This is a genomic window from Haladaptatus sp. QDMS2 (genome assembly GCF_029338295.1).
Lineage (GTDB): Archaea > Halobacteriota > Halobacteria > Halobacteriales > Halococcaceae > QDMS2.
In genome coordinates this window covers 2,685,778-2,708,091 of sequence record NZ_CP119791.1, presented here as the reverse complement: position 1 = coordinate 2,708,091, position 22,314 = coordinate 2,685,778, and the positions used below count along the sequence as shown (strand labels likewise).

General features: G+C 63.3%; 27 protein-coding genes and 1 tRNA gene. 11 read left to right on the top strand and 17 right to left on the bottom strand.

Annotation, left to right across the window (positions count from 1 at the left end; translation table 11 throughout):
• Positions 1-4: 4 nt before the first annotated feature.
• From lysW to P1M51_RS14750, 4 genes are all read right to left on the bottom strand, one after another.
• Entirely contained in the window at positions 5-169 is a 165-nt protein-coding gene (gene lysW / locus P1M51_RS14765) for a lysine biosynthesis protein LysW (RefSeq protein WP_276245928.1), read from the bottom strand.
• A gap of 168 nt (positions 170-337) precedes the next feature.
• Positions 338-1,792 carry an argininosuccinate lyase gene (gene argH, locus P1M51_RS14760; protein ID WP_276245927.1) on the bottom strand — a complete coding sequence of 485 codons (1,455 nt, stop codon included), beginning with the start codon at positions 1,790-1,792 and terminating at the stop codon, positions 338-340.
• Between the two features lie 2 nt (positions 1,793-1,794).
• The gene (locus tag P1M51_RS14755; RefSeq protein WP_276245926.1) at positions 1,795-3,033 is read right to left on the bottom strand and encodes an argininosuccinate synthase; all 1,239 of its coding nucleotides are present in this window, start codon (positions 3,031-3,033) and stop codon (positions 1,795-1,797) included.
• A gap of 228 nt (positions 3,034-3,261) precedes the next feature.
• Positions 3,262-3,783 carry a DUF6789 family protein gene (locus P1M51_RS14750; protein WP_276245925.1) on the bottom strand — a complete coding sequence of 174 codons (522 nt, stop codon included), beginning with the start codon at positions 3,781-3,783 and terminating at the stop codon, positions 3,262-3,264.
• Between the two features lie 167 nt (positions 3,784-3,950).
• Between P1M51_RS14750 and coxB the strand changes: the two genes are divergently transcribed.
• The 4 genes from coxB to P1M51_RS14730 are packed head-to-tail and all read left to right on the top strand — an operon-like array spanning position 3,951 to position 8,149.
• Positions 3,951-4,709, top strand: a complete 759-nt coding sequence (gene coxB / locus P1M51_RS14745) for a cytochrome c oxidase subunit II (protein ID WP_276245924.1) — start codon at positions 3,951-3,953, stop codon at positions 4,707-4,709.
• Entirely contained in the window at positions 4,706-7,213 is a 2,508-nt protein-coding gene (locus tag P1M51_RS14740; RefSeq protein ID WP_276274660.1) for a cbb3-type cytochrome c oxidase subunit I, read from the top strand. The genes coxB and P1M51_RS14740 overlap by 4 nt, the downstream gene beginning before the upstream one ends.
• 10 nt (positions 7,214-7,223) lie before the next feature.
• The gene (locus P1M51_RS14735) at positions 7,224-7,484 is read left to right on the top strand and encodes a cytochrome C oxidase subunit IV family protein (RefSeq protein WP_276245922.1); all 261 of its coding nucleotides are present in this window, start codon (positions 7,224-7,226) and stop codon (positions 7,482-7,484) included.
• Positions 7,481-8,149, top strand: coding sequence for a hypothetical protein (locus P1M51_RS14730; protein WP_276245921.1), 669 nt, complete (start codon positions 7,481-7,483; stop codon positions 8,147-8,149). The genes P1M51_RS14735 and P1M51_RS14730 overlap by 4 nt, the downstream gene beginning before the upstream one ends.
• 1 nt (position 8,150) lies before the next feature.
• Here P1M51_RS14730 and P1M51_RS14725 read toward each other — a convergent pair whose 3' ends face one another.
• Positions 8,151-8,585: a hypothetical protein gene (locus tag P1M51_RS14725; RefSeq protein ID WP_276245920.1), complete on the bottom strand. Its 435-nt coding sequence runs from the start codon at positions 8,583-8,585 to the stop codon at positions 8,151-8,153.
• Between the two features lie 161 nt (positions 8,586-8,746).
• Here P1M51_RS14725 and P1M51_RS14720 point away from each other — a divergent pair, with 161 nt between their 5' ends.
• Both P1M51_RS14720 and P1M51_RS14715 read left to right on the top strand, forming a co-directional pair.
• Positions 8,747-8,932: a hypothetical protein gene (locus tag P1M51_RS14720; protein WP_276245919.1), complete on the top strand. Its 186-nt coding sequence runs from the start codon at positions 8,747-8,749 to the stop codon at positions 8,930-8,932.
• Positions 8,933-9,409: a 2'-5' RNA ligase family protein gene (locus P1M51_RS14715; protein WP_276245918.1), complete on the top strand. Its 477-nt coding sequence runs from the start codon at positions 8,933-8,935 to the stop codon at positions 9,407-9,409.
• Here P1M51_RS14715 and P1M51_RS14710 read toward each other — a convergent pair.
• Both P1M51_RS14710 and P1M51_RS14705 read right to left on the bottom strand, forming a co-directional pair.
• The gene (locus P1M51_RS14710; protein WP_369685308.1) at positions 9,406-11,580 is read right to left on the bottom strand and encodes an ATP-dependent DNA helicase; all 2,175 of its coding nucleotides are present in this window, start codon (positions 11,578-11,580) and stop codon (positions 9,406-9,408) included. The genes P1M51_RS14715 and P1M51_RS14710 overlap by 4 nt on opposite strands.
• A gap of 69 nt (positions 11,581-11,649) precedes the next feature.
• Entirely contained in the window at positions 11,650-12,597 is a 948-nt protein-coding gene (locus P1M51_RS14705; protein ID WP_276245917.1) for a cation diffusion facilitator family transporter, read from the bottom strand.
• Between the two features lie 72 nt (positions 12,598-12,669).
• On the opposite strand from P1M51_RS14705, the gene P1M51_RS14700 reads away from it, so the two are divergent.
• Entirely contained in the window at positions 12,670-13,179 is a 510-nt protein-coding gene (locus P1M51_RS14700; protein ID WP_276245916.1) for a metallophosphoesterase, read from the top strand.
• Between the two features lie 199 nt (positions 13,180-13,378).
• Here P1M51_RS14700 and P1M51_RS14695 read toward each other — a convergent pair whose 3' ends face one another.
• Complete coding sequence (locus tag P1M51_RS14695; RefSeq protein WP_276245915.1) at positions 13,379-14,110, bottom strand: winged helix-turn-helix domain-containing protein; 732 nt, start codon at positions 14,108-14,110, stop codon at positions 13,379-13,381.
• A gap of 88 nt (positions 14,111-14,198) precedes the next feature.
• On the opposite strand from P1M51_RS14695, the gene P1M51_RS14690 reads away from it, so the two are divergent.
• Positions 14,199-14,339 carry a hypothetical protein gene (locus P1M51_RS14690; protein WP_276245914.1) on the top strand — a complete coding sequence of 47 codons (141 nt, stop codon included), beginning with the start codon at positions 14,199-14,201 and terminating at the stop codon, positions 14,337-14,339.
• Here the strand turns inward: P1M51_RS14690 and P1M51_RS14685 are convergent.
• Both P1M51_RS14685 and P1M51_RS14680 read right to left on the bottom strand, forming a co-directional pair.
• A complete protein-coding gene (locus P1M51_RS14685; RefSeq protein WP_276245913.1) occupies positions 14,336-15,346 on the bottom strand; it encodes a low specificity L-threonine aldolase in 1,011 nt (336 codons plus the stop codon). The genes P1M51_RS14690 and P1M51_RS14685 overlap by 4 nt on opposite strands.
• Before the next feature lie 42 nt (positions 15,347-15,388).
• The gene (locus P1M51_RS14680; RefSeq protein ID WP_276245912.1) at positions 15,389-16,258 is read right to left on the bottom strand and encodes a DUF3267 domain-containing protein; all 870 of its coding nucleotides are present in this window, start codon (positions 16,256-16,258) and stop codon (positions 15,389-15,391) included.
• Between the two features lie 124 nt (positions 16,259-16,382).
• Here P1M51_RS14680 and P1M51_RS14675 point away from each other — a divergent pair, with 124 nt between their 5' ends.
• On the top strand, positions 16,383-17,474 hold the full coding sequence (locus P1M51_RS14675) for an aminopeptidase (RefSeq protein ID WP_276245911.1): 1,092 nt from the start codon (positions 16,383-16,385) through the stop codon (positions 17,472-17,474).
• Between the two features lie 42 nt (positions 17,475-17,516).
• On the opposite strand, the gene P1M51_RS14670 is transcribed toward P1M51_RS14675, so the two are convergent.
• From P1M51_RS14670 to P1M51_RS14650, 5 genes are all read right to left on the bottom strand, one after another.
• The gene (locus P1M51_RS14670; RefSeq protein ID WP_276245910.1) at positions 17,517-17,978 is read right to left on the bottom strand and encodes a DUF6069 family protein; all 462 of its coding nucleotides are present in this window, start codon (positions 17,976-17,978) and stop codon (positions 17,517-17,519) included.
• Positions 17,979-18,044: 66 nt separating this feature from the next.
• Complete coding sequence (locus P1M51_RS14665) at positions 18,045-18,554, bottom strand: hypothetical protein (RefSeq protein WP_276245909.1); 510 nt, start codon at positions 18,552-18,554, stop codon at positions 18,045-18,047.
• Complete coding sequence (locus tag P1M51_RS14660) at positions 18,547-18,978, bottom strand: hypothetical protein (RefSeq protein ID WP_276245908.1); 432 nt, start codon at positions 18,976-18,978, stop codon at positions 18,547-18,549. The genes P1M51_RS14665 and P1M51_RS14660 overlap by 8 nt, the downstream gene beginning before the upstream one ends.
• 243 nt (positions 18,979-19,221) lie before the next feature.
• Positions 19,222-19,328, bottom strand: a tRNA-Arg gene (locus P1M51_RS14655).
• A 47-nt stretch (positions 19,329-19,375) separates the two neighbouring features.
• Positions 19,376-19,753, bottom strand: a complete 378-nt coding sequence (locus P1M51_RS14650) for a YccF domain-containing protein (protein ID WP_276245907.1) — start codon at positions 19,751-19,753, stop codon at positions 19,376-19,378.
• 84 nt (positions 19,754-19,837) lie between these two features.
• On the opposite strand from P1M51_RS14650, the gene P1M51_RS14645 reads away from it, so the two are divergent.
• Together P1M51_RS14645 and P1M51_RS14640 are read left to right on the top strand one after the other, a co-directional pair.
• Complete coding sequence (locus tag P1M51_RS14645; protein ID WP_276245906.1) at positions 19,838-20,428, top strand: AAA family ATPase; 591 nt, start codon at positions 19,838-19,840, stop codon at positions 20,426-20,428.
• Positions 20,425-20,844 carry an RNA-binding domain-containing protein gene (locus tag P1M51_RS14640; protein WP_276245905.1) on the top strand — a complete coding sequence of 140 codons (420 nt, stop codon included), beginning with the start codon at positions 20,425-20,427 and terminating at the stop codon, positions 20,842-20,844. Before P1M51_RS14645 ends, P1M51_RS14640 begins: the two co-directional genes overlap by 4 nt.
• Here P1M51_RS14640 and P1M51_RS14635 read toward each other — a convergent pair.
• Both P1M51_RS14635 and P1M51_RS14630 read right to left on the bottom strand, forming a co-directional pair.
• A complete protein-coding gene (locus tag P1M51_RS14635; RefSeq protein ID WP_276245904.1) occupies positions 20,822-21,898 on the bottom strand; it encodes a molybdopterin-dependent oxidoreductase in 1,077 nt (358 codons plus the stop codon). The genes P1M51_RS14640 and P1M51_RS14635 overlap by 23 nt on opposite strands.
• A gap of 109 nt (positions 21,899-22,007) precedes the next feature.
• Positions 22,008-22,205, bottom strand: coding sequence for a hypothetical protein (locus P1M51_RS14630; RefSeq protein WP_276245903.1), 198 nt, complete (start codon positions 22,203-22,205; stop codon positions 22,008-22,010).
• Between the last annotated feature and the right edge of the window lie 109 nt (positions 22,206-22,314).

Here is a 22,314-nt window from a genome sequence, read left to right as displayed (position 1 = left end):
CAATTTACTCCCCCCAGTCCTCTTCCAGCTCGGGGGCCTTCTCGAGGACTGGCGGGTTTACGTCCACTACTTCGAGTTCGGCTCCGCAGGTTGTACAATCGACGATCTCTCCCACTTCCAAGTCGTCGTGAAGCGCCACGTCGGCTCCACATTCGACACATTCTGCCATGGTGGTTGCTCCTCCTCCCCGAACCCCTATAAATCCATCGAACTTGTCAAGGAAAAATAATGAACAGACTGCCGTCTAACCGCAACGAACTGGCAATATTCGCGTTTTCTGAATTCGCATTATCAAATTCCAGATGTGTTATTCGCCCCTCGAGGGGACGGCGGTCGTTCAAGCATACTGGCTCACCTCGTCGTGGAGTACGTCGTGGCTCTCCTGGAGGTTCTCGCGGTGGAACGCTACGCACTCGCCGTCTGATTCGAGTTCGTCAGTGGCCGTCTCGAGTTGGGAAGTGACCGCCTTCACGGCAGGCCCACCCTGCGAATCACGGCTCTCGACGCTCTGTGCGGGGTCGAGTGCCCCCTCGACGGCTTCTTTGGAGACATAGTCCGTGAGGGGCGCGCCGAGCAGGTCCTCGGCGGCCGCCGCGATCGTCTCGTAGTCCTGGCCCTCCTCCGCGGCGGTCGCCACGACCTCGTGGGCCGTGCGGAAGGGGACGCCGGACATCGCGAGCAGGTCCGCGACGCCGGTCGCCGTGGAGAACCCGGCCCCCGCCTCAGCAGCAAGTGTTTCCTCTTGCCACGTCGCCGTCGCCACCGCGCCCGCGGCGACGTTCGTCGCTTCGAGCACGGCGTCCGCGGCGGCCCAGGCGTGGGGCGTCGCGTTCTGTAAGTCGCGGTTGTACGCCCGGGGCAGTCCCTTGAGCGTCGTGAGCAGCCCGTTCAGGCCCGCGCTCGCGTTGCCCGCCGTCGAGCGGACGAGTTCGAGCGTGTCGGGGTTCTTCTTCTGGGGCATGATGGAGGACGTCGAAGAGTAGTCGTCAGACAGTTCGACGTACCCCTTGTTCGCGAAGACGACGATGTCTTCTGCGAGTCCCGAGAGCGTCGTCGCGAGGTTCGCGAGGGCGCTCACGCCCTCCACGAGGAAATCCCGCGTGGAACTGGCGTCCATCGAGTTTTCGAGGACGCCGTCGAACCCGAGCAGTTCCGCGGTGCGCTCGCGGTCGATGTCGAACGGAGTGCCCGCAAAGGCCGCCCCGCCGAGGGGCGACTGGTTTACACGCGAGTAGGCGTCCATGAGACGCGCTGTATCCCGTGACAGCGCCTGCTCGTAGCTGAGCAGGTAGTGACCAACCGTCGTCGGCTGGGCGGGCTGGAGGTGCGTGAATCCGGGCATGAGCGTCGTTGCGTGTTTCTCGGCCACCTCCACGAGCACCTCGCGGAACGCGAGCGTCGCCTCGGCGGCATCGAGCAGGTCCGCGCGGAAGCGGTGGCGGATGCACGCCGCTACCTCGTCGTTGCGACTGCGTGCGGTGTGCATCTTCCCGCCGACGGGACCGATTTGGTTGATGACTGCCGTCTCGATGGCGGCGTGGATGTCCTCGCCGTCGGGCAGGGCCGCGAAGCCCTCCACTTCGACGACGTTCAACGCCTGCAGAATCTGGCCCGCCTCCGTCTCGTCGATGATGCCCTGCTCTGCGAGCATCAGGACGTGGGCGCGGTCGACTTCGAGGTCGGCGGTGAAGATGCGAGCGTCTGCGTCCATCGAGGAGAGGAATCCGCGGGCGGGGCCGCCGCTGAAGCGTTCCCGCCGAACGACGTCACCGTCTGCGAACTCCTCTACCATCTTCACTGGTCCTCGCCGCCGTCCGCCATCGGGGTGGGTGCTTCCTGCTTAGCCTCCGCGAGAATCGAGTTCGCGAGGCGCGACTGGAAGCCGTGGTACTTCGCGACGCCCGTCGCATCGGCCTGCGTGATGCCGTCGACCGTCTCGGTGTTGAACGAGGCGGCCGACTCAGAGTACACCGCGTACTCGCTCTCGCGCGCGACGACGCGGGCCTGTCCGCCCTGGAACTTCACCGTCACCGTGCCGGTGACGCGCTCCTGGGTCGTGTCGATGAAGCCTTCGAGCGCCTTCACGAGCGGAGCGTTCACGAGGCCCTCGTAGGCCTTCTCGGACCACTGGGCGTCGATTTGCTGCTTGAACGAGCGTTCCTCTTTGGTGAGGACGAGTTGCTCTAAGCCCTCGTGGGCGTTGAGCAGCACCGTCGCGGCGGGGTGCTCGTAGTTCTCGCGCACTTTCAGGCCGAGCATGCGGTCTTCCATCATGTCGGTGCGGCCGATGCCGAACTTCCCGGCGAACTCGTTCAGGTACTCGATGACGGAGACGGCGTCCATCTCCTCGTCGTCGATGGCGACGGGATAGCCGTTCTCGAATTCGATTTCGACGAGTTCTGTCTCGCCAGTGGGCGCAGTGGTCCACTCGTAGATGTCCTCGGGTGGGATGTAGGCGGGGTCCTCTAAGTCGTCGCCCTCGACGGAGCGACTCCAGAGGTTCGTGTCGATACTCCACGCGCCCTCGTTGCCGCCCTCTACGGGGAGGTTCTTCTCCGCTGCGTACTCGATTTCCCACTCGCGGGTGAGGCCGAGTTCGCGGACGGGGGCGATGACTTCGAGGTCTGATTCGCGCCAGACGGCCTCGAAGCGCAGTTGGTCGTTGCCCTTGCCCGTACAGCCGTGGGCGATGCCGGTACAGCCGACGTCGAGGGCCTTTTCGAGGATGGCTTCGGCGATGATCGGGCGGGCGAGCGCCGTGCCGAGCGGGTAGCCCTGGTAGTCGGCGTTGGCCTTCACGGAGTCGAGACAGAGGTTCGCGAACTCGGCTTTCGCGTCGATGACGTAGTGTTCTAAGTCGAGGGCTTCTGCGGTCTCTTCGGCTTCCGCGAACTCTTCTGCTGGCTGGCCGACGTCGACGGTGATGCCGACGACTTCGTCGTAGCCGTATTCTTCTTCGAGCAGTGGGACGCAAACGGTCGTGTCGAGCCCGCCGGAGAAGGCGAGGGCGACTTTGGTGGATTCTGTTGTCATTGGTGTGGTGTGTACGATGGGTGATGACGCTCAGAACCAGCGGTTGTGAGTTCTGAGGACGTGATGCGAACCGGACGATGGAGAAATGTGATTAAGGGCCTAGAGGCCCGGTCGCGGTCGCACGGAGAAGGAGACGGACGCCGTGCTCACAGAGACGCGTGAGCCAACGACGGCAGTCCGTTGCATGTGTTGAATTCCTTGGGGGTGTCGTACAAAAAGGTTGCGGGTTCAGACGAGCGTGCTTGGCCGGGTCGAGAAGTAGTCGAACACCGACCCGAGCGTGAATCCGTAGGCGAAGTGGCCAATGAGCGTCAACAGGAGGTAGAGCGCGAGCGCGAGGCCGCCAAAGCCAGTGTAGAACGCTGGCGCGAAGCCCGTCCAGAGGACGAAACCAAAGGAGAGGCCCTTCGTCGCGTACTTCTCGCCGGGCAGATACGCGCCGAGCGAGGCGAGCATCAGCGGCCAGAACACCATCCCGCCGATGAGGAACGCCCCGTACCCGATTGCGGTCGGATTGTTCGGGAGCAGGAAGTCCGCGCCGAACAGCGAAGCGAACAAGGCGAACTGGTTGATTTCGAACGCGCCGAGGCTCGCGGCCACGACCAGCACCACCGTCATCACGGCAGTCCCGACCAGTCCGCCGATGGCACCGATGAACCCGTCCGTAATAACACCGGTCAACCGGTCGAAGTCAGTCTCCGAGAGGTCGTCCGATAGCTCCGGAACATATTGAGTGTCATTGTCAGCCATGGGGTTCCATTGCACGACAACTGGCAAAAGTGTTCGCCTGCCTGCCCCGACTGAACTACACGTGCGTCCAGTTTACAGGGCGAACACTGTCAGAAACGACCGCAGATTGGTGCTGTCCCCCGAAATCAATAAGTGTGGTAAAATCAATGTAATAATCGATTGTGACAATGAATGGGGTGACAGCGGTCCTCGGCATCTTCCTCAACGGGGGTCCCGGTGGGCTAATTCCAGGTGGTACGAGAGCCAACGTTTTCCAGCAAATCTTCCTCGTGTTTCTCGTTCTCGGGACGCTCGTTGGCGTGGTCGTCATCTCATACATGCTCTACAACGCGTACAAGTACCGCGACACGCCGGGGCGCACGGACGAGGCCGTAGACCGGCCGATGCTCGGCGAACTCCCCACCGGCGGTGGCGGCGGTCGGAAACTCTTCCTCTCGTTCTTCCTCAGTTCGGTCATCGTTCTCTCCCTCATTGCCTGGACCTACGGCACGCTCCTGTTCGTCGAACAGCCAGCGGCCGCCCAACCGAACGACGAGATGGTCGTGAAGGTCACCGGCTTCCAGTTCGGCTGGAAGTTCGAGTATCCAAACGGCCACACGACGTCGGGCGAACTCCGGATTCCAGAAGACCAGCGCGTCCGGTTCGTCGTGACATCTGAGGACGTGTTCCACGCCTTTGGCATTCCCGGTTTGCGAGTGAAAACTGACGCCATCCCCGGTCAGGAGACGACGACCTGGGGGCTCGCAGAGGAACCGGGAACCTACCGCGCTGAGTGTTTCGAGCTCTGTGGCACCGGTCATTCGGCCATGAGCGCTGACATCATCGTCATGGAGCGCGCCGCGTTCGACGCCTGGTACGCGAACACGACGGCGACCAATGAGACGACGCCCGCAAATCAGACGACGACTGCGAAGGTGATTGCATGACATTCGACGACCGACCGACGACTGACGAGGCGAACGGGGTGGAAACCGACGGCGGCCTGCCGACGACGGACGCAGAGCGCGACCTCGAACCCGCAGAGACAGAGACGGGGCTCCCGCCCACCTCCTCGGTCAAACGCTGGCTCGTCACGACGAACCACAAGGACATCGGGATCCTCTACACCGTCACGGCGCTGTTCTTCCTCGTGTTCGGGGGCATCCTCGCACTGCTCATCCGCGTGCAGTTGTGGACGCCCGGCCCGAGCATCCTCTCTGCGTCGGCGTACAACCAGACGGTCTCGCTGCACGGCCTCATCATGGTGTTCTGGTTCCTCTCGCCGCTCGCGTTCGGCTTTGCGAACTACGTCGTACCGCTGCAACTCGGGGCGAAAGACCTCGCCTTCCCGCGACTCAACTCCCTCTCTTACTGGCTCTACCTCGCCTCGGGCCTCCTGCTCGGCGTCTCGTTCTTCCAGGAGGGGACGTTCTCGGGCGGCTGGACGATGTACGCCCCGCTCAACGCGCCGGTGTTCACCCCCGAAGTCGGGGCCAGCACCGCGATTCTCGCGCTCATGCTGTTCGTCGCCTCCGTCACCGTCTCCTCGGTGAACTTCCTCACGACGATGCACCGGATGCGCGCGAAAGGGCTTACCCTCCGGCGGATGCCGCTTTTCTCCTGGACCATCCTGCTCACCGTCTGGATGATGCTGTTCGCGTTCGCGGCACTGCTCGCGGCGCTCATCATCCTGCTCTCTGACCGCCTGCTCGGGACGACGTACTTCTTCGACAACCCGGCGGGGTCCGTCCTCTGGGCGCACCTGTTCTGGTTCTTCGGTCACCCCGAGGTGTACATCGTCTTCTTCCCCGCCCTCGGCGTGATGGCAGAGACGTTCCAGACGTTCACCGGCCGACGGCTGGTGGGTCGACGCTGGTTCATCGCCGCGATGGTGCTCGTCGCGATCCAGAGCTTCATGGTGTGGATGCACCACATGTTCCTCACCTCGATTAACCTCCAGATTAAGACGCTGTTCATGGCGACCACCATCGGCATCTCGCTGCCGTTCGACCTGATGGTGTTCGCGCTCATCTATACGATGATAAAGGGGAGAATACGCTTTACGACGCCCTTCCTGTTCTCGTTCGGGGCGCTGTTGCTGTTCATCATCGGCGGCATCACCGGGGTGTTCCTCGGCGCAGTCGTCCTCGACTACGAGTTCCGCGGTACCTACTGGGTGGTCGCTCACTTCCACTACGTGATGGTCGGTGGGGTGACGGCACTGTTCGGCGGCCTCTACTACTGGTTCCCCAAGATGAGTGGGCGGATGTACAACGAGTTCCTCGGAAAGGTCCACTTCGTGCTCTACTTCGTCGGGTTCAACCTGCTCTACTTCCCGATGTTCATCGCGTGGGAGACCCCCCGGCGCGTCTTCGAGTACAACGTCGCGCTCATCACCTGGCACCAGCTCGCGACGGTCGGTGGCTTCATCCTCGGAGCGTCGTTCCTCGTGATGTTCTACAACCTCACGACGAGCCTCTGGGCGGGTGAGAAGGCAGACGACAACCCGTGGACGTACGCGACGACGGCCGAATGGGCCGTTTCTTCGCCGCCACCGCTCGACAACTTCCCCGGCACGCCGAGTTACGGCTCCGGCATCCTCACCTTCGATAAGACGCCCGAGGCGACCGACGGCGGTGAGGTCACCGACGGCGGCGTCGTCGATGCCCACGACCACCACGCGAGCCACGCGAGCATCTGGCCGTTCGTCATCGGCGTCGCGGCGTTCTTTACGTTCCTCGGTCTCTCCGGGTTCCATCAGGGCGAACTCGAACCGGGCTTCGCCGGGGGCTTCTACGTTGTCGTCGGCGTCACCGGGTTCGTCCTCGGCCTCGCCGCGCTCGTGTACATGGGTTTAGAGGAGTTCCACGGCCCAGCGGAACCGATGGGCGAGCGCTGGCCCTTCGCCAACATCGAGAACACGAAACTCGGGGTCTGGATCTTCCTCGCCTCCGACGTCGTCCTGTTCGGCGCGTTCATCGGGTCGTACGTGTTCATCCGCGTCGCCTTCGGCTGGGTAGAGTGGGAACCAGTTCCCCACGACCCTATCCCGGGGCTGGTGAACACCTACCTCTTGCTCACGAGCAGTTTCAGCATCGTGCTCGCGCTCGTGGCCGCCCACAAGAAGAGTCGCCGCGGCCTGCTCGCCGCCCTTACAGCGACGTTCCTGCTCGGTATTGGCTTCCTCATCAACAAGGGTATCGAGTGGGTCGAACTGTTCCACGAGGGACTCTGGCTCTCGACGAACGTCCGAACCTCGACGTTCTTCCTGACGACGGGACTGCACGCGGCCCACGTCATCGTCGGCCTCGTCATCATCCTCTACCTGCTCGCACGCACCTGGCGGGGGGCGTACATGGGTGAAGGCCGGTCCATCGAGTACTTCGGGCTGTACTGGCACTTCGTGGACATCGTCTGGCTGTTCCTCTTCCCGCTGTTCTACATCCTGTAGGTGAACAAATATGACCTCAACAAAACTCTACGCAGCGATTTACGTCGTCCTCTTCGTGATGGCGACGGCACAGGTGTTAATCGAATTCGCCGGCCTCGCCTACTGGACGGCGTTCGCGGTCATCATCGTCCTCTCGTTCGTGAAGGCGCTGTTCGTCGCGGGCTACTACCAGCACCTGTTGACCGAACCGCGGGCCGTGACCGTGGTCGTGCTCATCGGGTTGCTTGCCGCGCTCGCGCTGACGCTCGCGGCGTCGTACTCGATTACATGACGCCGACGGTCGCACAGGCCCGCCGCGCCTTGCCAATGGGCGTGACGTTCTGGGCGGCGCTGTTTGCCATCGAACTCCTCGCGGTGCTCGCCTACCTCACCCTGCCGACGACCACCGTGAGCAGCTATCGCTACCTCGTCTACCCGTTTCTCTGGATCAACGTGGGTCTCTGGGCCGTCGTCCACGCGAAGCCGATTCGGCCGACTCGCCCCGTCAGGATACTCGCACTCTGCATCGCGGGCGTCTATTTCTTCGTCCTCGCGTTCCTCACGGGACTGGTCGAAATCGCCGCGCTCCAGGTGGGTCACAGTCACCTGCCGAGCGGCCTTCAACTGACGATGTCGGCTCCGGGCTTCGGCCCGCGAGTCTTCTACACCGCTCCGTGGGGGCACGTCTCGTTCATCCCGTATCGCGTCATCGGCTACCTCGCACTCGCCTACCTGTTCTACGTCACGTTGCTCGATGCGACCCGCGCCGCCGTCTCGGCCGTGTTTGGCCTCGTCTCTTGTCTCGCCTGTAGCTTCCCCCTGCTCGCCACGCTCGTCGCGGGCGTCGGTGGGTCGGCCGGGCTGCTCGCCTCCGCGTCGATTTACTCACTCGACATCTCGACGGCGGCGTTCCTCGTCGCTGCGACGCTACTGTACTGGCGGCCCGGCCGGGTGTGAATCACCCGGCGGTGACGAGTTTCAGGACGATTGCGCCGAGAAACAGGAGCGCGATGCCCCAGCCACCGACCATCGTCGCCTGTGCACTGGTCAACCCGCGAGCGCGGGCAGAGCCGTACACGCCAGAAAAGAGGAATCCTGCGAACGTGCCGACCGCGGCGACGGCCAGCACGATGCCGACGGCCTGGTTGACCTCCGACGACACCATATCGTCGCTGATGTAGAGGATGATGCCGCCGCCAAAGCCCACGGCGAGGACGAGGAAGCCGAGCACCCATGTCGCGGGATGGTGTGCGAAGTTGGTCAGACGGGTCGTCACGTCGCGGTCCGGCGTCGAGAGGGACCGCACTGGTCCGTTGCGAAGGAGGTAGGCGACGACGCCAGCCAGAAACACCCCCATCAACAACGGCAGGAGTAGGGATTCGACTTGTACCATGGTAACTCGTCCGTTCGCGTAGTCGTACGTCATCGTTCATTATAATCTTTCGTTGACTTCTCCCGGGAACCCGACTGTCGTTTGCCATCTCATCACCGTGAACACTCACGCTGACATTCATTTCCCGGAGAATTTTTATCTAATCGTGAGAAACGTTGACTATGTCAGATGCACTCCGTTCGATAAACGTAGAGGACCTGCTAAAGCTCATTCTGGGCCTCGTCGTGGTCTGGGTCGTCCTCGAAATCGTCCTCAGTGTCCTCGATTTCGCCTTCGAATTCATGAGCTCTATCATGGGCCTCATCATCATCGCGCTTATCGTTCTCTGGTTCCTCGACACTATCTGAGTGTACAGCCTGAACGTTCCAGTTCCCGGTGAGGTTTCGCGCCTCGCCGCGGACCTCTTTCCACAGCTCGTGGGCTTCGACCGGGTCCGCGAGCGCCACACACTGCTCGTCAAACGGCTGGGTGACGAAGACTTCTACACGCTCGAATCGCGTCTTCGGCAGGCGCTCGCCGGCGCACCCGCCTTCGAGGCGCGGGTGACGGGCATCGATTCCTTCGAGCAACCGCCTCGCGGCCCAGGGCCGGTCGTCTACCTCGCCATCGAGAGCCCCGGCCTCGTCGAACTCCACAAGCGCCTCGCCGCGACCTTCGAACCGGTCGCCGGCCTCGAAGGCGACGACTACACTCCACACATCACGCTCGGGCGAGGCGGGTCGCTCGACGTCGACATCGACCCGATAACGTGGACCGTCTCGCAGTTGGAACTGTTCGACGCGAAACACCGCGAGGTCGCGAGCAGGATTCGGCTTCCGGCCTAGGGTGCGGGCGGGCCGTCCGGCCCCCAGGCGTCCATGTCTCCGTAGAAGTTGAGCATCGCGAACTTGAGTTTGTCCGGCGCGATGTCAAGCATCTCGCTGCGCTCTTCTGGCGGGAACGTCCCCCGCACGCTGTACTTGCCCATGTCGCGGCGGGCGGCCTCCGTGTAGCGTTTATCCACGAGCGCCCGCACTCCGAAGTCTTCGGGCGACCGAATCACGCGCCCGAGCGCCTGCCGGGTCTTTCTGACTGTCGGAATCTCGACGGCGTACTCCCAGCCAGCGTCGCGGCCACGGTCGGAGAAGGCGGCGTCGTAGGCCGCCTGCACCGCCTCCATCCGGTCGTTCAGGTGCGGGTACGGGACGCCGACGACGACGACAGAGCGGGCGTCGTTGCCGTCGAAGCTCACTCCCTCGGTCAAGGTTCCCCAGAGCGAGGTAAAGAGGGCGGCGTGGTCGTGACTCGAGAACGCCTTTCGCATCTCTTCGACCGACTGGCCAGGCTCGTCGCGGAACAGTTTCGCGTCCACCGTTCCGTTCACCATCCCGAAGTAGCGTTCGGCCTCCGAATAACTCGGGAAGAAGACGAGCGTGTTGCCGGGCGTCATCCGAATCGCGTCTCTGAGCACGTCTGCAATCTCGGCCTGCGTTTCGGGGTTGTCGCGCTCGCTCGAAAACAGTGCGGGCGTCTCCACGGCGAACGTGCGGCGGTTCGCTTCGGGGAACTGGAGGCCGTAGGCCATCGTCGCCGGGTCTTCGAGGCCGACCACGTCCTCGAACACGTCGAACGGGCGCAGAGTCGCGCTCATCAGGATGCTCGCGTGAACCTCTTCGAACAGCGTCCGGGTGACCTGCTGGGGGATGCAGGTGTAGAGTTCGGCGCGGGCGTACACCTCGTTTGTCTGTTCGTTGCGCCGCACCGAAAGGACCGGATGCTGGCCGCCTTTCGCGCCTTCCTCCATCCAGAGGGCGATGAAGCGGGCGGCCTGCAGGGTCTGACACTCCTGTCGCGTGGTGGTGTCGCCGTTCTTGTAGTTGTCCTCGTACGTCTGGTCCAGCGCGGCCCCGAGCGCCTGTGCCTGCTCTAGGTCCTGTGAGATGCCCTGTCCGGAATACTGCTGGAGGAACGCGAGCGTCAGATCGTCGCGCCTGTCGTCGTTGGCGATGGTGACGTCTTTCCAGTTCTCTTTGATGCGTTTTTTCTCACCGTAGCTGAGGTTGTCGTCGAGGACGTTTTCGAGCGCCCGGCGGAACGCTCCGATGACGTTCTTCGCCGGTTGCTTGCGCGGGTCGTCTGCGTCTTCGAGTTCGTCGAGCGCCTGGTCGAGCGTGTTCTGGGTGAGCGTCTTCGAGGCGTGTTTGCGGGCGGCGTCCTCGATGTTGTGCGCCTCGTCGAAGGCGACGATGATGTCCTCGGGGTCGCGGTCTAACCACCGGAAAAACTGCTCGCGAATCATCGGGTCAAGCAGGTGGTGGTAGTTACAGACGACGAGGTCGACGCCCTCCATTCCCTCCTTCAGAAGTTCGTAGCCACACAGCTTTCGCTGCTCTGCGTAGTCGTACACGTCGTCCGGGGTGCGCACGTCCGCGAACAGCCACGAGAAGAACTCGCTCGTGTCCGCGGTGAGGTTGTTGTAGTAGTGTTCACAGACGTTCGATTCGAGGTCTGCGAGGTCGTCGCCGAGGGTTTCGAGTTCGTCCATGACGGCGCTTCTCGCTTCTGCGGCCCCTTCCTCGCCCGACTGGCTGGCTTCGAGCAGTTCCTGCTGGCGGTCCTCTAACTGCTCTCTGTCCTGCTCGGTTTCGACGTACTCGCGGGTGGTGTCCCGAAGCACCTGACACTCCTCGTAGCCCACGTCGATGTGGCACATCGAGCGTTTGCCCTTGAACACGACGGCGCGAATCGGTTCTTTGCGCGTAATCGCCCGCGCCTCGGCGATGAACTGACGCATCTGCTGGTGGACGTTGGTCGTGATGACGACGGTTTTGCCCGTTTCGCGGGCGTATTCGAGAGCAGGGACGAGCGCAGAGAGGGTCTTGCCAGTCCCGCAGGCCCCCTCGAAGAGGACGTCCTGCTCGCGGGCGAGCGAGTTGTAGATGCGGTCCATCGCCTCGTGCTGGTTCTCGTAGGGCGCGTCGTACGGGAAGAACCGCAGGTACCCTTCGTCTGCCACGTTGGCAAAAACTTCGCCGCAATCGGTTAAAACACTTCGCCGACCGGAACGGAAGTGGCCGCCACCGGTTCACTCGAGCACTTCGGGCTCGATGTACACCTTCTTCACGCCCGGTTCTTCGGCCTTGAGGGCGTCCTCCATCTCGGTGATGATATCGTCGATTTCCTCGGTGTCGAAGCCATTTCTAAAGGCCACGTCTGCGACCACGATGAGCTGCTCGGGGCCGAAGTAGACCGTCCGAAAGTCTTCGATTTTCTCGACGCCCTTCCAGTTGCGGACGATGTCCCGCAGGTCCTGTTCTTCGGTCATCGGGAGGCTCTCGCCGAGCAGCAGACGCTTGTTCTCCCACGCGAGGGCGACGGCGAAGGACATGAGCATGAGGCCGATGAGGAGCGCGGCGGTGGCGTCGTAAATCGGGTTTCCGGTCACGCGAGTGAGATAGATACCCCCGAGGGCGATACCGGCCCCGCCGAGCGCGATGGTGTCCTCGGTGAGCGCCGTCAGCGTCGTCACGTCGCTCGTCTTTTTGAACGCTTCACGGAAGCCAGACCACTCGTGCTGGTCGATTTGCTTTTTCATCGCGTCGTAGGCTTTCTTGAACGCGTAACTCTCGAACAGAATCGCGCCGATGAGGACTGCGTAGTTCACCCAGACGGAGGGGACGGTCGCGCCGAGCAAGGTGACAGACCCGGTGCTCGGGACATGCGGGTGCATGATGGCGTCGTAACCGTGGCGCGCGCTCTCCCATCCGGCGATGCCGAACAGAAGAACGCTCACGAGAAACGAGTAGAAGAACTGCGCTTTCCCGTAACCGAAGGGGTGGTCGCGACTGGCTTCTTTCTCGCCGTAACGAATGCCGATGAGGAGGAACACTTGATTCCCGGTGTCGGAAATCGAGTGGTACGTCTCGGAGAGCATCGCGGGGCTTCCCGTGAGCAGGAAGCCGAAGAACTTGAGCACAGAAATCGCTCCGTTCGCGAACAGAGCGGCGTAGACGACGGATTTGCTTCCGGCCATTATCGATACCTGTCATCCCGGGGCAAAAATCGTTCCGGGGGAGTCATGTGTCACCGATGCGTAGTAACCGGCATGATTACGGTCGTCTCAGACACCCACGGCGACGCGGGCCACTGCCTCAGCGGGCGCACGCTCGACGCCGTCGCCGAGGCCGACCTCGTGCTCCACGCGGGCGACTTCTACACCGCCGCCGCACTCGACGCCTTCGAGGAAGAAGCAACGCGGCTCGAAGGGGTGTACGGAAACTCGGACGTGAGCGCCGTCCGCGAGCGACTCCCCGCAGAGCGCGTCGTTGAGTTCGACGGCCTCAGAATCGCCCTCACGCACGGCCATCGCCACACGGACACGTCGCTCACGATGTTCGGACGACAGTCGAACGCGGACCTCGTCGTATTCGGCCACTCCCATCAGCCGGGCTACGAAGTACGGGGTGACATCGGGTTTCTGAATCCGGGCAGCCACGCGGACCCGCGCTGGTATCGGCCGGCGCACGCGGAGCTCGAGGTTTTCGATGACCACGTGGAAGGCCGCCTCATCGAACCAACCGGGGCGGCCTTCGACACGTTTTCGATAGAGAGATGATGTGCTGCTGGGTGGTCGCCACGAGCCGTTCGACACCGTGATGTCGAGGGCGTCTGGGTGACCGGCCAGCAGGTCCGTTTGGAGGGCTGACGTGACCCCACACGGTCGGACGTCAGCGGGTACGGGCCGGCATTTTTCAGCCGCAGTTCTCTGTATGCAACCTGTGCAAATGTAATCTCGGTAAGGTCAAAGAGGGATTTTACCTATCCCTGTAGGTCACTACTGCCCACGCGAGCAGCACGATAGCCCCACCGGCAAAGAAGAGGGCTCCGGGGGGAAGGCCAACTCCCTGTGTCGCCGTGGTCGCGGCGTCCGTCGCGTACGTCGCGGCTTCTGCGGTCTGTGTGGCCGTTTCCGTCGTGGCCTCCGTCGTTGCCTCGGCAACGCTGAAGCCGCCGGCACCGCCTCCGTCTGCCGAGGCGGTTGCCGTCTGGGCGGCCGTCGTCGCCGTCTGGGTCGCGCTTTCGTCGCTCCCGCCGCCCAGTCCCAGGCCGTTTCGACCGGCCCACGCCTGGACGGCGAGACTCGCACCCGCGAGAATCGCGACGCCGGAGAACAGGCGGGCGACGGCGTTTCGCAGGCCGCCGGTCTCCTGTTCGCGCCCGGCGAAAATGACCAGCGGTTTGTCCGCGGGAGCGTACACCTTCATCTCACGGCCCTTCTCCGAGTAAATGGTGTCTACGACCGAAATCGCCCCCGCAGATTCGAGGCGTTCCAGGTGGTACTGGACGTTCTGGAGCGACGAGTCGATACGGGCTGCGAGCGCAGAGGGGTGGGCCGGTTCGTCGTGCAGTTCCGTCAGGATTCGGCGGGCGGTCTCCGAGGAGAGCGCCCCGAGGAGAGCGTCTGCGTCCTCGCTGTCGACGCCGATGACGCGAGGGACGGCATCGTCGCCGGCCTCGGACGAGGGGGAGGAGGGCAGCAAAGGCATCGTCTCTCGGTTTCGAGCCAGGAGCTATCAATGTTTGCACATGATCGACCCCGAAACGACTTTCCCCGCGTAGCGGGAACGAAATTGCATGATATTTGGCATGGACGCCAATACGCTCGTCCTCGTCGGACTCGTCGTGGTGTTCCTCTCGTTCATCCTCGCTGTCTATCTGTTCATGCGACGAACGCTCCTCGCCTTCCGCGAGGGGATGGACGGCGGCCGGCGTTAGGCGAGCGCCCGCCCGACGGCGTCGATTGCTGTGTCTACGTCCTCACGAGAGACGTCCCAGTGCGTACAGAATCGCACGACGCCCGCCGCGAATGGGACGCCGAGGACGCCCGCTTCCTCACAGGCTGCGAGGAACTCGTCGGTCGTCCGGTCGCCCGTCTCGACGAGGACGATGTTCGTCTCCGGTTCCTGGACGGTGAAACCCTGCCCTCGCAACCCTGCGGCCAGTCGCGTCGCGTTCTCGTGGTCCTCGGCGAGGCGCGTGCGGTTTTCGAGCGCCAGCAGGCCCGGTGCGGCAATCATCCCCGCCTGTCGCATGCCGCCGCCCATGAGTTTTCGCACGCGACGGGCCGCTTCGATGAACGCCTCGTCGCCGGCGAGCATCGACCCGACGGGCGCTCCGAGGCCCTTCGAGAGGCAGAACATGACCGAGTCGGCTTCCGCGACTAACCGACTGGCGGGCACGTCGGCGGCCGCGGCGGCGTTGAAGATGCGTGCGCCGTCCACGTGGAGCGGGACGCCGTGGTTGTGGGCCGCCTTCCCGGCCGCGTCCATCTGGTCGGGTGAGACGACGACACCGCCCTTCGCGTTGTGGGTGTTTTCGACGCAGACGAGGCCGGTGCCGGCCATGTGATCGTCCGCCTCGACGTAATTCTCCCGAATCGCTGCGGGCGTGAGCACGCCGCGCTCGCCGCCGTCTACGGTGCGAACCTGCAATTGGGAGTGCTGGGCGAGGCCACCGAGTTCCCACTTGTAGATGTGGCTCTCGCGTTCGACGAGCACTTCGTCGCCCGGCTCTGTGTGAACCTTCGCTGCAATCTGGTTGCCCATCGTCCCGGAGGGGACGAACAGGGCCGCTTCCTTCCCGATGACGTCGGCGGCGCGGGCTTCGAGTTCGTTGACCGTCGGGTCCTCGCCGTACACGTCGTCGCCGACCGCTGCGTTCGCGGCCGCCTCCCGCATCGCGTCGTCGGGGCGCGTCACGGTGTCACTTCGTAAATCGAGCATATCAGACGATTCGAGCGCCAGTGGAAATAGGTCGTGGTCCAGTCAGGCGGTCGGCGTGCGACCGGCGGCGAACAGGCCGTAGGCGAGGCCCACCGCGCCGCTTACCCCGAGAATGCCACCGAGGCCGAGCGAGGAGGAAAACCCGTCGGGACCGCTCTCGAATTGGAAGATGCTCCAGGGCGTCTCCGGCGGGCCGAGGCTGAGCGCGGTGACGCCCGCTACGTCGAGGAGAATCGGCGCGAGGAGCGCAAGCAGGATGAGGATTCCGACAGACACGCCAAAGCCCATCGCTGCGGCACGAACCACACCGCGTGGCTGTGCCGGTGGTGTGTCCGCCGCATCTCCGTAGACCGAGAGGCCGGTCGCGTCGTCTACCACGGTCACGCTGGTGGGGAAGCGTCGGAGGGTGGTGACCATCCAGAGATCACCCACCGCACCGCCGATGTTCAACGCGAGGGGCAACAGCAACGCGGGCCACGAGAGGGCGAACATGACCGGGACGCCGACGGCGGTGATGACGACCACGGGGGCGAGCGCGATGACGATGAACTGGTTGCGGGAAAATGCGGTGTCACTGGTGGCGTAGGCGTACGGCAGGACGAAGTGGGCCACCCCCGCTCCGTAGCTCGGGCGGCCGCCGTAGTGGGACATCACGACGCCGTGGACGAGTTCGTGGACGACGATGACCCCGCCACTGAGCAGGAGGGCGAGCGCGAGGTTCACGAGCGCTCCGTGCGTGTCGGAGAGGGAAAACGAGAAGCCCGCTTCCGACTGCCCTGTGACGGTGGCGTAGAGACCGCCGAGGGCGAACAGCGCGACGACGAACCCCGCCGTGCCGAGTGCCGCCCACTCGACTGCAACGCTCCGCGAGACGGCGAACGTGGCGAGCGGCGAGTCAGCATTGGAGTCCATGTTGTACTGCCATACTGTTCGCTGGTTGTCGTGATAATCGTACCGTGACCCGTGCGTACAGCCTTCCTCCCCGGTAGAGGGCAAAACCCGAAAGGGGTATCCGGAACCTGCATGAATATCCGGTATGGACCCGCGAATCCGCGAACACGCACAGGTCATCGTCGAACACTCGACGCGCGTCGAAAAAGGTGACAACGTCGTCATCGTCGCACCCGCCGTCGCACAGGACCTCGCCGTCGCTGTCCACGAACTGGTCGGTGACAAGGGAGCGAACCCGGTGTACATGGCGAGCGACTCGCGCGCCTCTCGGGCGTACCTCCGCGCCTCCGATCCCGAGGACTTCGAGACGCCGAGCCACCTCATGGCCCTCTACGAAGAGATGGACGTCTACATCTCGATTCGAACCGAAGTGAACGCCACTGAGACGAGCGACGTGCGTCCCGAAATCATGGCTGCGTTCTCGCGTGCCATGTCGCCGACCTTAGAAGAGCGCCTGTCGAAGCGGTGGGTCGCGACGCAGTATCCGGGCACCGGGAGCGCGCAACTCGCGGAGATGAGCCTCGAAGGCTACGAGAACTTCGTCTGGGACGCCATCAACAAAGACTGGGACGCCCAGCGCGCCCACCAAGAGCAGATGGTCGAGATTCTCGACCCGGCCTCGGAGATTCGCATCGTGAGCGGCGACACGACCGACTTGACGATGCGTCTGGACGGGATGAAGACCATTAACGACTGGGGCGAGCACAACATGCCCGGCGGCGAGGTGTTCACCGCGCCCGTCCCCGATTCGGTCGAGGGTGAGGTTCTGTTCGACCTTCCGCTCTATCATCAGGGCCGCGAGGTCAACGGCGCGTGGCTCAAATTCGAGGGCGGCAAAGTGGTAGACCACGCCGCGGACAAGAACGAGGAGGTCCTCACCAACATCCTCAACACGGACGACGGAGCCCGGCGGCTCGGCGAACTGGGCATCGGGATGAACCGTGATATCGACCGATTCACGTACAACATGCTGTTCGACGAGAAGATGGGCGACACCGTCCACATGGCCGTCGGCCGCGCCTACGACGAATGCGTGGGCGAAGGCCAAGAGGCGAACCAGAGCGCGACCCACGTCGACATGATCGTAGACATGAGCGAGAACTCCTTCATCGAGGTCGATGGAGAAGTCGTCCAGCGCAACGGGACGTTTATTTTCGAGGACGGGTTCGAAGGGTAACCTGCTCTCACCGCGTTTTTTCGGGCGAGCTGTCTTTTTCCCTCACTCGACAGAGGTCGCTGTCCGTCGCCGCCTCACCAGTTCCGGGCCGCGAAGCAGCGATGCGACGATGCCGACGGCTACGATGATGTGCAGCCCCAACGTCACCGCGATGAGTGTCGAGGTAGCACCCGGGAACAGCGGGGCAACCGTGAACAACGGGATGGTCTCGACGACGAACGCGATTGCGGCGGCGACGAGGAAGTTCCGCGTTACCCGCTTCGTGAACCGGTCTAAGAGCCCGTAGACGATTGTCGCACCCACCGCTGAGATTGTCGTGACGAACACGATTGCGCCCCAGTTGAGGGGGTCGAACCCCGTCGGGACGGTGAGCAGTGCTCCGATGATTCCGCGGGCAATCAGGACGGCGACGAGTGAAATCACGAGGGCGAGCACTCCCCGCCTCGCGAGGTCGCCCATCGTGAGATTCGTACGGGCTATCGGGCTGACGGTGGTAGATGCCATGGCCATACGTACCACCCCAATTTGGATAACGTGGGAGTTACCGGCCGGTAACTTGCCCTCGGGCGGTCAGGCGACGAACGCGGTGGCCGCCCGGTAGACGAGTGCGTCGAGCAGGCCGAATGTTGCGCCGAGGAGTCCGCCTGCGATGGCGGCGACGGGGATGCCAAAGAGGAGGAAGATGAACGATGCGAGGTTGGCAAACACGGCGAGGCCGAATGCGGTGAGGAAGAAGAGGACGAACGCTACCGGGAGGAAGCCGATGCCGGTCACGGCCCCGCCGAGGAAGCCCCAGAGCAGCGCTCGTCCAACTCCGCCGTCCGGGTCGTCGGGAGCAAGCGGAGCGTGGGTGAGCACCCATCGCGTCGTCCACCATGTGATGCCCCAGAGAGCGAGAAACAGCAGGAGGCCGGCGGCCGTATCGAGGCCGACCAGCAACCGTCCTACCGAGCCCGACGAGTGGAGAATGACGAGGGCGACAGCGCCGAGCAGCGAGACGTGGAATGTGGCGAGCGCGAAGGTGAGTAGTGTGTCCGGGGGTCGTTCAGCTGTCACGGTTCCGGCGTCGGCTTCAGCCATGGGCGAGCACCTCCGCGAGCGCGAGCAGGGAGAGTAAGTAGAGTGTCGTGACGGCGTAGGCCTGCGAGAGGAAGCGGTTCGCTCCGGTGTCCACTCGCTTCCGAATTTCGACGACGATGACCGTCCGACCGAGTGAGAGCAGGAGCAAGCCGAGCACCGCGAGGAGTTTCGTATTGAAGACGACACCCCACTGGGTTCCGGGTCCGGGGACGCCGGGAGCGAGCGCCCCGAGGTTGCCCACGCCCGTCGCCACCAACACGCCCATCGCCGCCCAGAAGAGCCACTCGTAGCCGGTCGCGATGCGGACGGCTTCCGTTCGGCCGCCGTTCGCTCTGAGCAGCCACCAGACGACCACCGCACCGCCCACGGCCACCGCCATCGCGAGGACGTGAACCGACCGCACCAGCAGGTGAGGGAGGGCCATTCATCCGTAACTAATCAACCGACTAACAAAAAGTTCATGCGGGCACGATGGGAGTCACGCGAGCGACGCGAGTGTGACTTCGTCGCTTCGCTCACCTCTTGTTCCTGGATTCGAACCCCACGAGAGTCGTCACTCACGACTCACTGTCGTTCGTCGGAGATGACGAGCACGATGGGACTGAGCAAACGCGAAGCGTTTGCGAGGTACATCGTGCGAGTGAGAAATCGCGGAGCGATTTTCGAACGAGCACGATGGGATTTGAACCCACGACCGTCGGATGTCTTCCCCTTCCAGCGTGACGCTGACAGGGATAGAAGTCCGACGCTCTATCCGGACTGAGCTACGTGCCCTACCGGTCGTTCTCGGTGACGACCAAAAATTGTAGCGGTCCGTGATTTCAGCCGTCGAAACGATACAGCGAGGTGACGAACGGGAGCAGGTTGAACATCCAGTAGGCAATCGGGAGGCCGATGATGGTGATGGCGAAGAAGGCTGCAATGTTGGCCCACGCGAGACTGAGCCACCAGCCAACGAGGACGAAGTAGACGAGGCGCAATAGCAGCGAGTACTGCCCGCGGCCCGATTCCGGCACCGTGAGCGAGCGCGGTTCTTTAAGCGTGAGGGCGGTTGGAACGAGGTTGATGAGCTTGATACCCAGTGGGAGGAGGATGATGGTCGCGTTGAGTGCCCAGGCGATGTTGATGAGGGCGGGGGTGAGCCACCAGCCGATGGCGACGAACCAGAGGGCGCGGACGAGGAGGGAGCGTTGAGTCATCGTACCCTGTAGGGGGGACGGAGAGAAAAGGTGTGCTGGACCGGAGCAGAGGGCTTATGCGCATCTCACGAGTACGCCGACGTAATGCGTGTTATCGGTATCGTCGGATTGCCGGGAAGCGGGAAGAGCGAGGCGGCCACCGTCGCCGCCGAACTCGACATCCCCGTGTTGACCATGGGGGACGTCATTCGGGCTGAGTGTCGCGAGCGCGGCCTCGACATCACGGAGGACAACATGGGGATGGTGGCGACGGACCTTCGCGAGAAGGGCGGCCTCGCGGCCATCGCTGACCGGTCGCTCCCGCTCATCGAGGCGCACTTGGCGGACAGTGACGTGGTGCTAGTCGATGGGATTCGCGGTGGAGCGGAGGTCGAACGATTCGAGGAAGCTTTTGGCGACCAGTTCGTCCTCGCGAGCATCGAGGTGCCGTTCGAGACTCGCCTCGCTCGAATTCGAGACCGGGGGCGCGACCCGACGGCGGAGGCCAGCGCAGACCTCCGCGAACGCGACGAGCGAGAACTTGGCTACGGCATGGGTGAGGCGATGGAGCGTGCGGACGTGGTCATCGAGAACACGGCGACGCTCGACGCCTTCCACGAGACGATTCGGCGCCTTCTCGAAGGCGGACTCGACGCAGTCGACGACCATCCGAACACGAAGGAGACCAACGAATGATCTACGCAGTCGACGTCGAAATCACGGCCCCAGTAAAGCAGACGGAGGTAACGGACCGCGTCGCGGACGCCATCACGAAGCTCTTTCCAGAGGCGGAGGTGACGACCCACCCTGGCGAACTCGTCGCCGAGGCCCACAGCATGGACCACTTTTCGGAGTGCCTGCACAAACAGCAGATTCTGGACACGGCCCGTGGGGAGTTCTTCGCCACGCTCGAGGGCGACAAGTTCTCGTTCGACCTGAAGAAGCAGGCGGCGTTCAAGGGCATCGTCAACTTCTCCGTGGGAAAGCCCGGCGAATTGGGCGATTTGTCGGTTCGCGTGCGCGTGCGTGAACCGGATGCTGAGACCTTCATCGACCACATCGCGCCTCCGACGGAGGACGGCAAGCCGGTCACTCCCGAGGAGCGTCGGTAAATCCGCTCACGAAAATCGCGAGCCACTCGCTCACGTCTCTCGTTTCTCGTACTTCTACTGCGGTGACCCACTTGACCCACTGGAAGCCACGCCGACCCGGAGCGACCAGCCTGAGCGGCGCGCCGTGGCCGTGGGCGAGCGGTTCGCCGTCTACGTGGGTCGCGAGAAGCGCGTCTCGTGCCTCGGCGATGGGAAGGCTCCAGCGATAGCCCGTCACGGAGCGAAATGACACCCAGCGGGCGTTCTGACCTGATTCTGCGAGGTCGAGCAGCGACCCGACGCGTACGCCTTGCCAGTCGTGGTCGGAGTACCAGCCGCTCGTGCAATCGAGGACAGCTCGTGTCTCTGCGTCGAGCGTGAGCTCGTCGTAGGCCAATGTCCGTGGTGTCCCGACGAGGCCCGTAACCGAGAGCGTCCACGCGTCGATATCGATTGGGTCGGGGTCGTCTGCGACCCAGCTGGTCAGGGGGAAGGCGTTCCCGGCGAGACTTCCCCGTTCTCGTGACCCGGTGAACCGTCGGGACGCCCCGGGAAGCGAGAGCAACCGGTTTGTCGCCTGCTGGACGCGCCAGACGAGTGCGCCGAACACGAGGAGTGCGCCGTACTGGAGGGCGGTTCGTCGGCTGGTAAAGTCGGTCTGCCGGGGACGATGGAAGTGACTCCGTAGGTGTAGGAGGAGGATGGGAACGAGGAGTAATCCGAGGGCGACGTGGACGTTGAGCGCGTTCCAGAGTAGGAATCTGAAGTCTCCACCGAACACCCAGAAGATGCCTGTCGCGAGTGCGGCGAGGGTCACGACGGTGAGAAGGAGTGAGAATGCAGTCGTCCTCGTTCCTGCGACTTGGGACTTCACGCGTGGGGCGACGCGCCGTAATTTCCAGAGGACGAGGACGGTCAGGACGAACCCACCGACGCCGTGAACGGTGAAGACGATAGCGTCCGATGGTCGTCCGGAGACGAGGCTCACGAGGCCGGTTGCGGCTTCGAGCGCCACGACGAGAAACAGCGTCCAGTCGAGGGTTCGGGCGGAGGGTTCGAACCGGGAGCGCACCATCTCTCCTCCCTGTAGGGGGCGGACGAATTTAGCCCTCCTGTCCCTAACGCGGCCCGCGTGCGGAACGCCGTGGCTCAGTCGGTGCGGTTTGTGGGAAGGTTGTGAACCCCTAGAACTCGTGTTCGACCTTGTCCTGGTCTGCTTTCTGGATAATGATCTTTCCCTCGCGGACGCGAACGAACACTTCGTCGCCGATGTCCATCCCCGCAACCTTCAACTCGTCTTCGTGGAGGTTCAGGTGTACGTTGTGGTACTCCCCATTCTCGTCTTTTGCCCCGCTCGGACTGAGCTTCTTTTTCCGTACCATCGCGGTATCTTATGGGCAGGTTCGCTGTAGTGGATACTTAAGTCTACCGTGAAGCAGTCTTCTGAGAACTCTCAGCGCGCTGAATCGCTCCTCATATTTAAAACAGGGG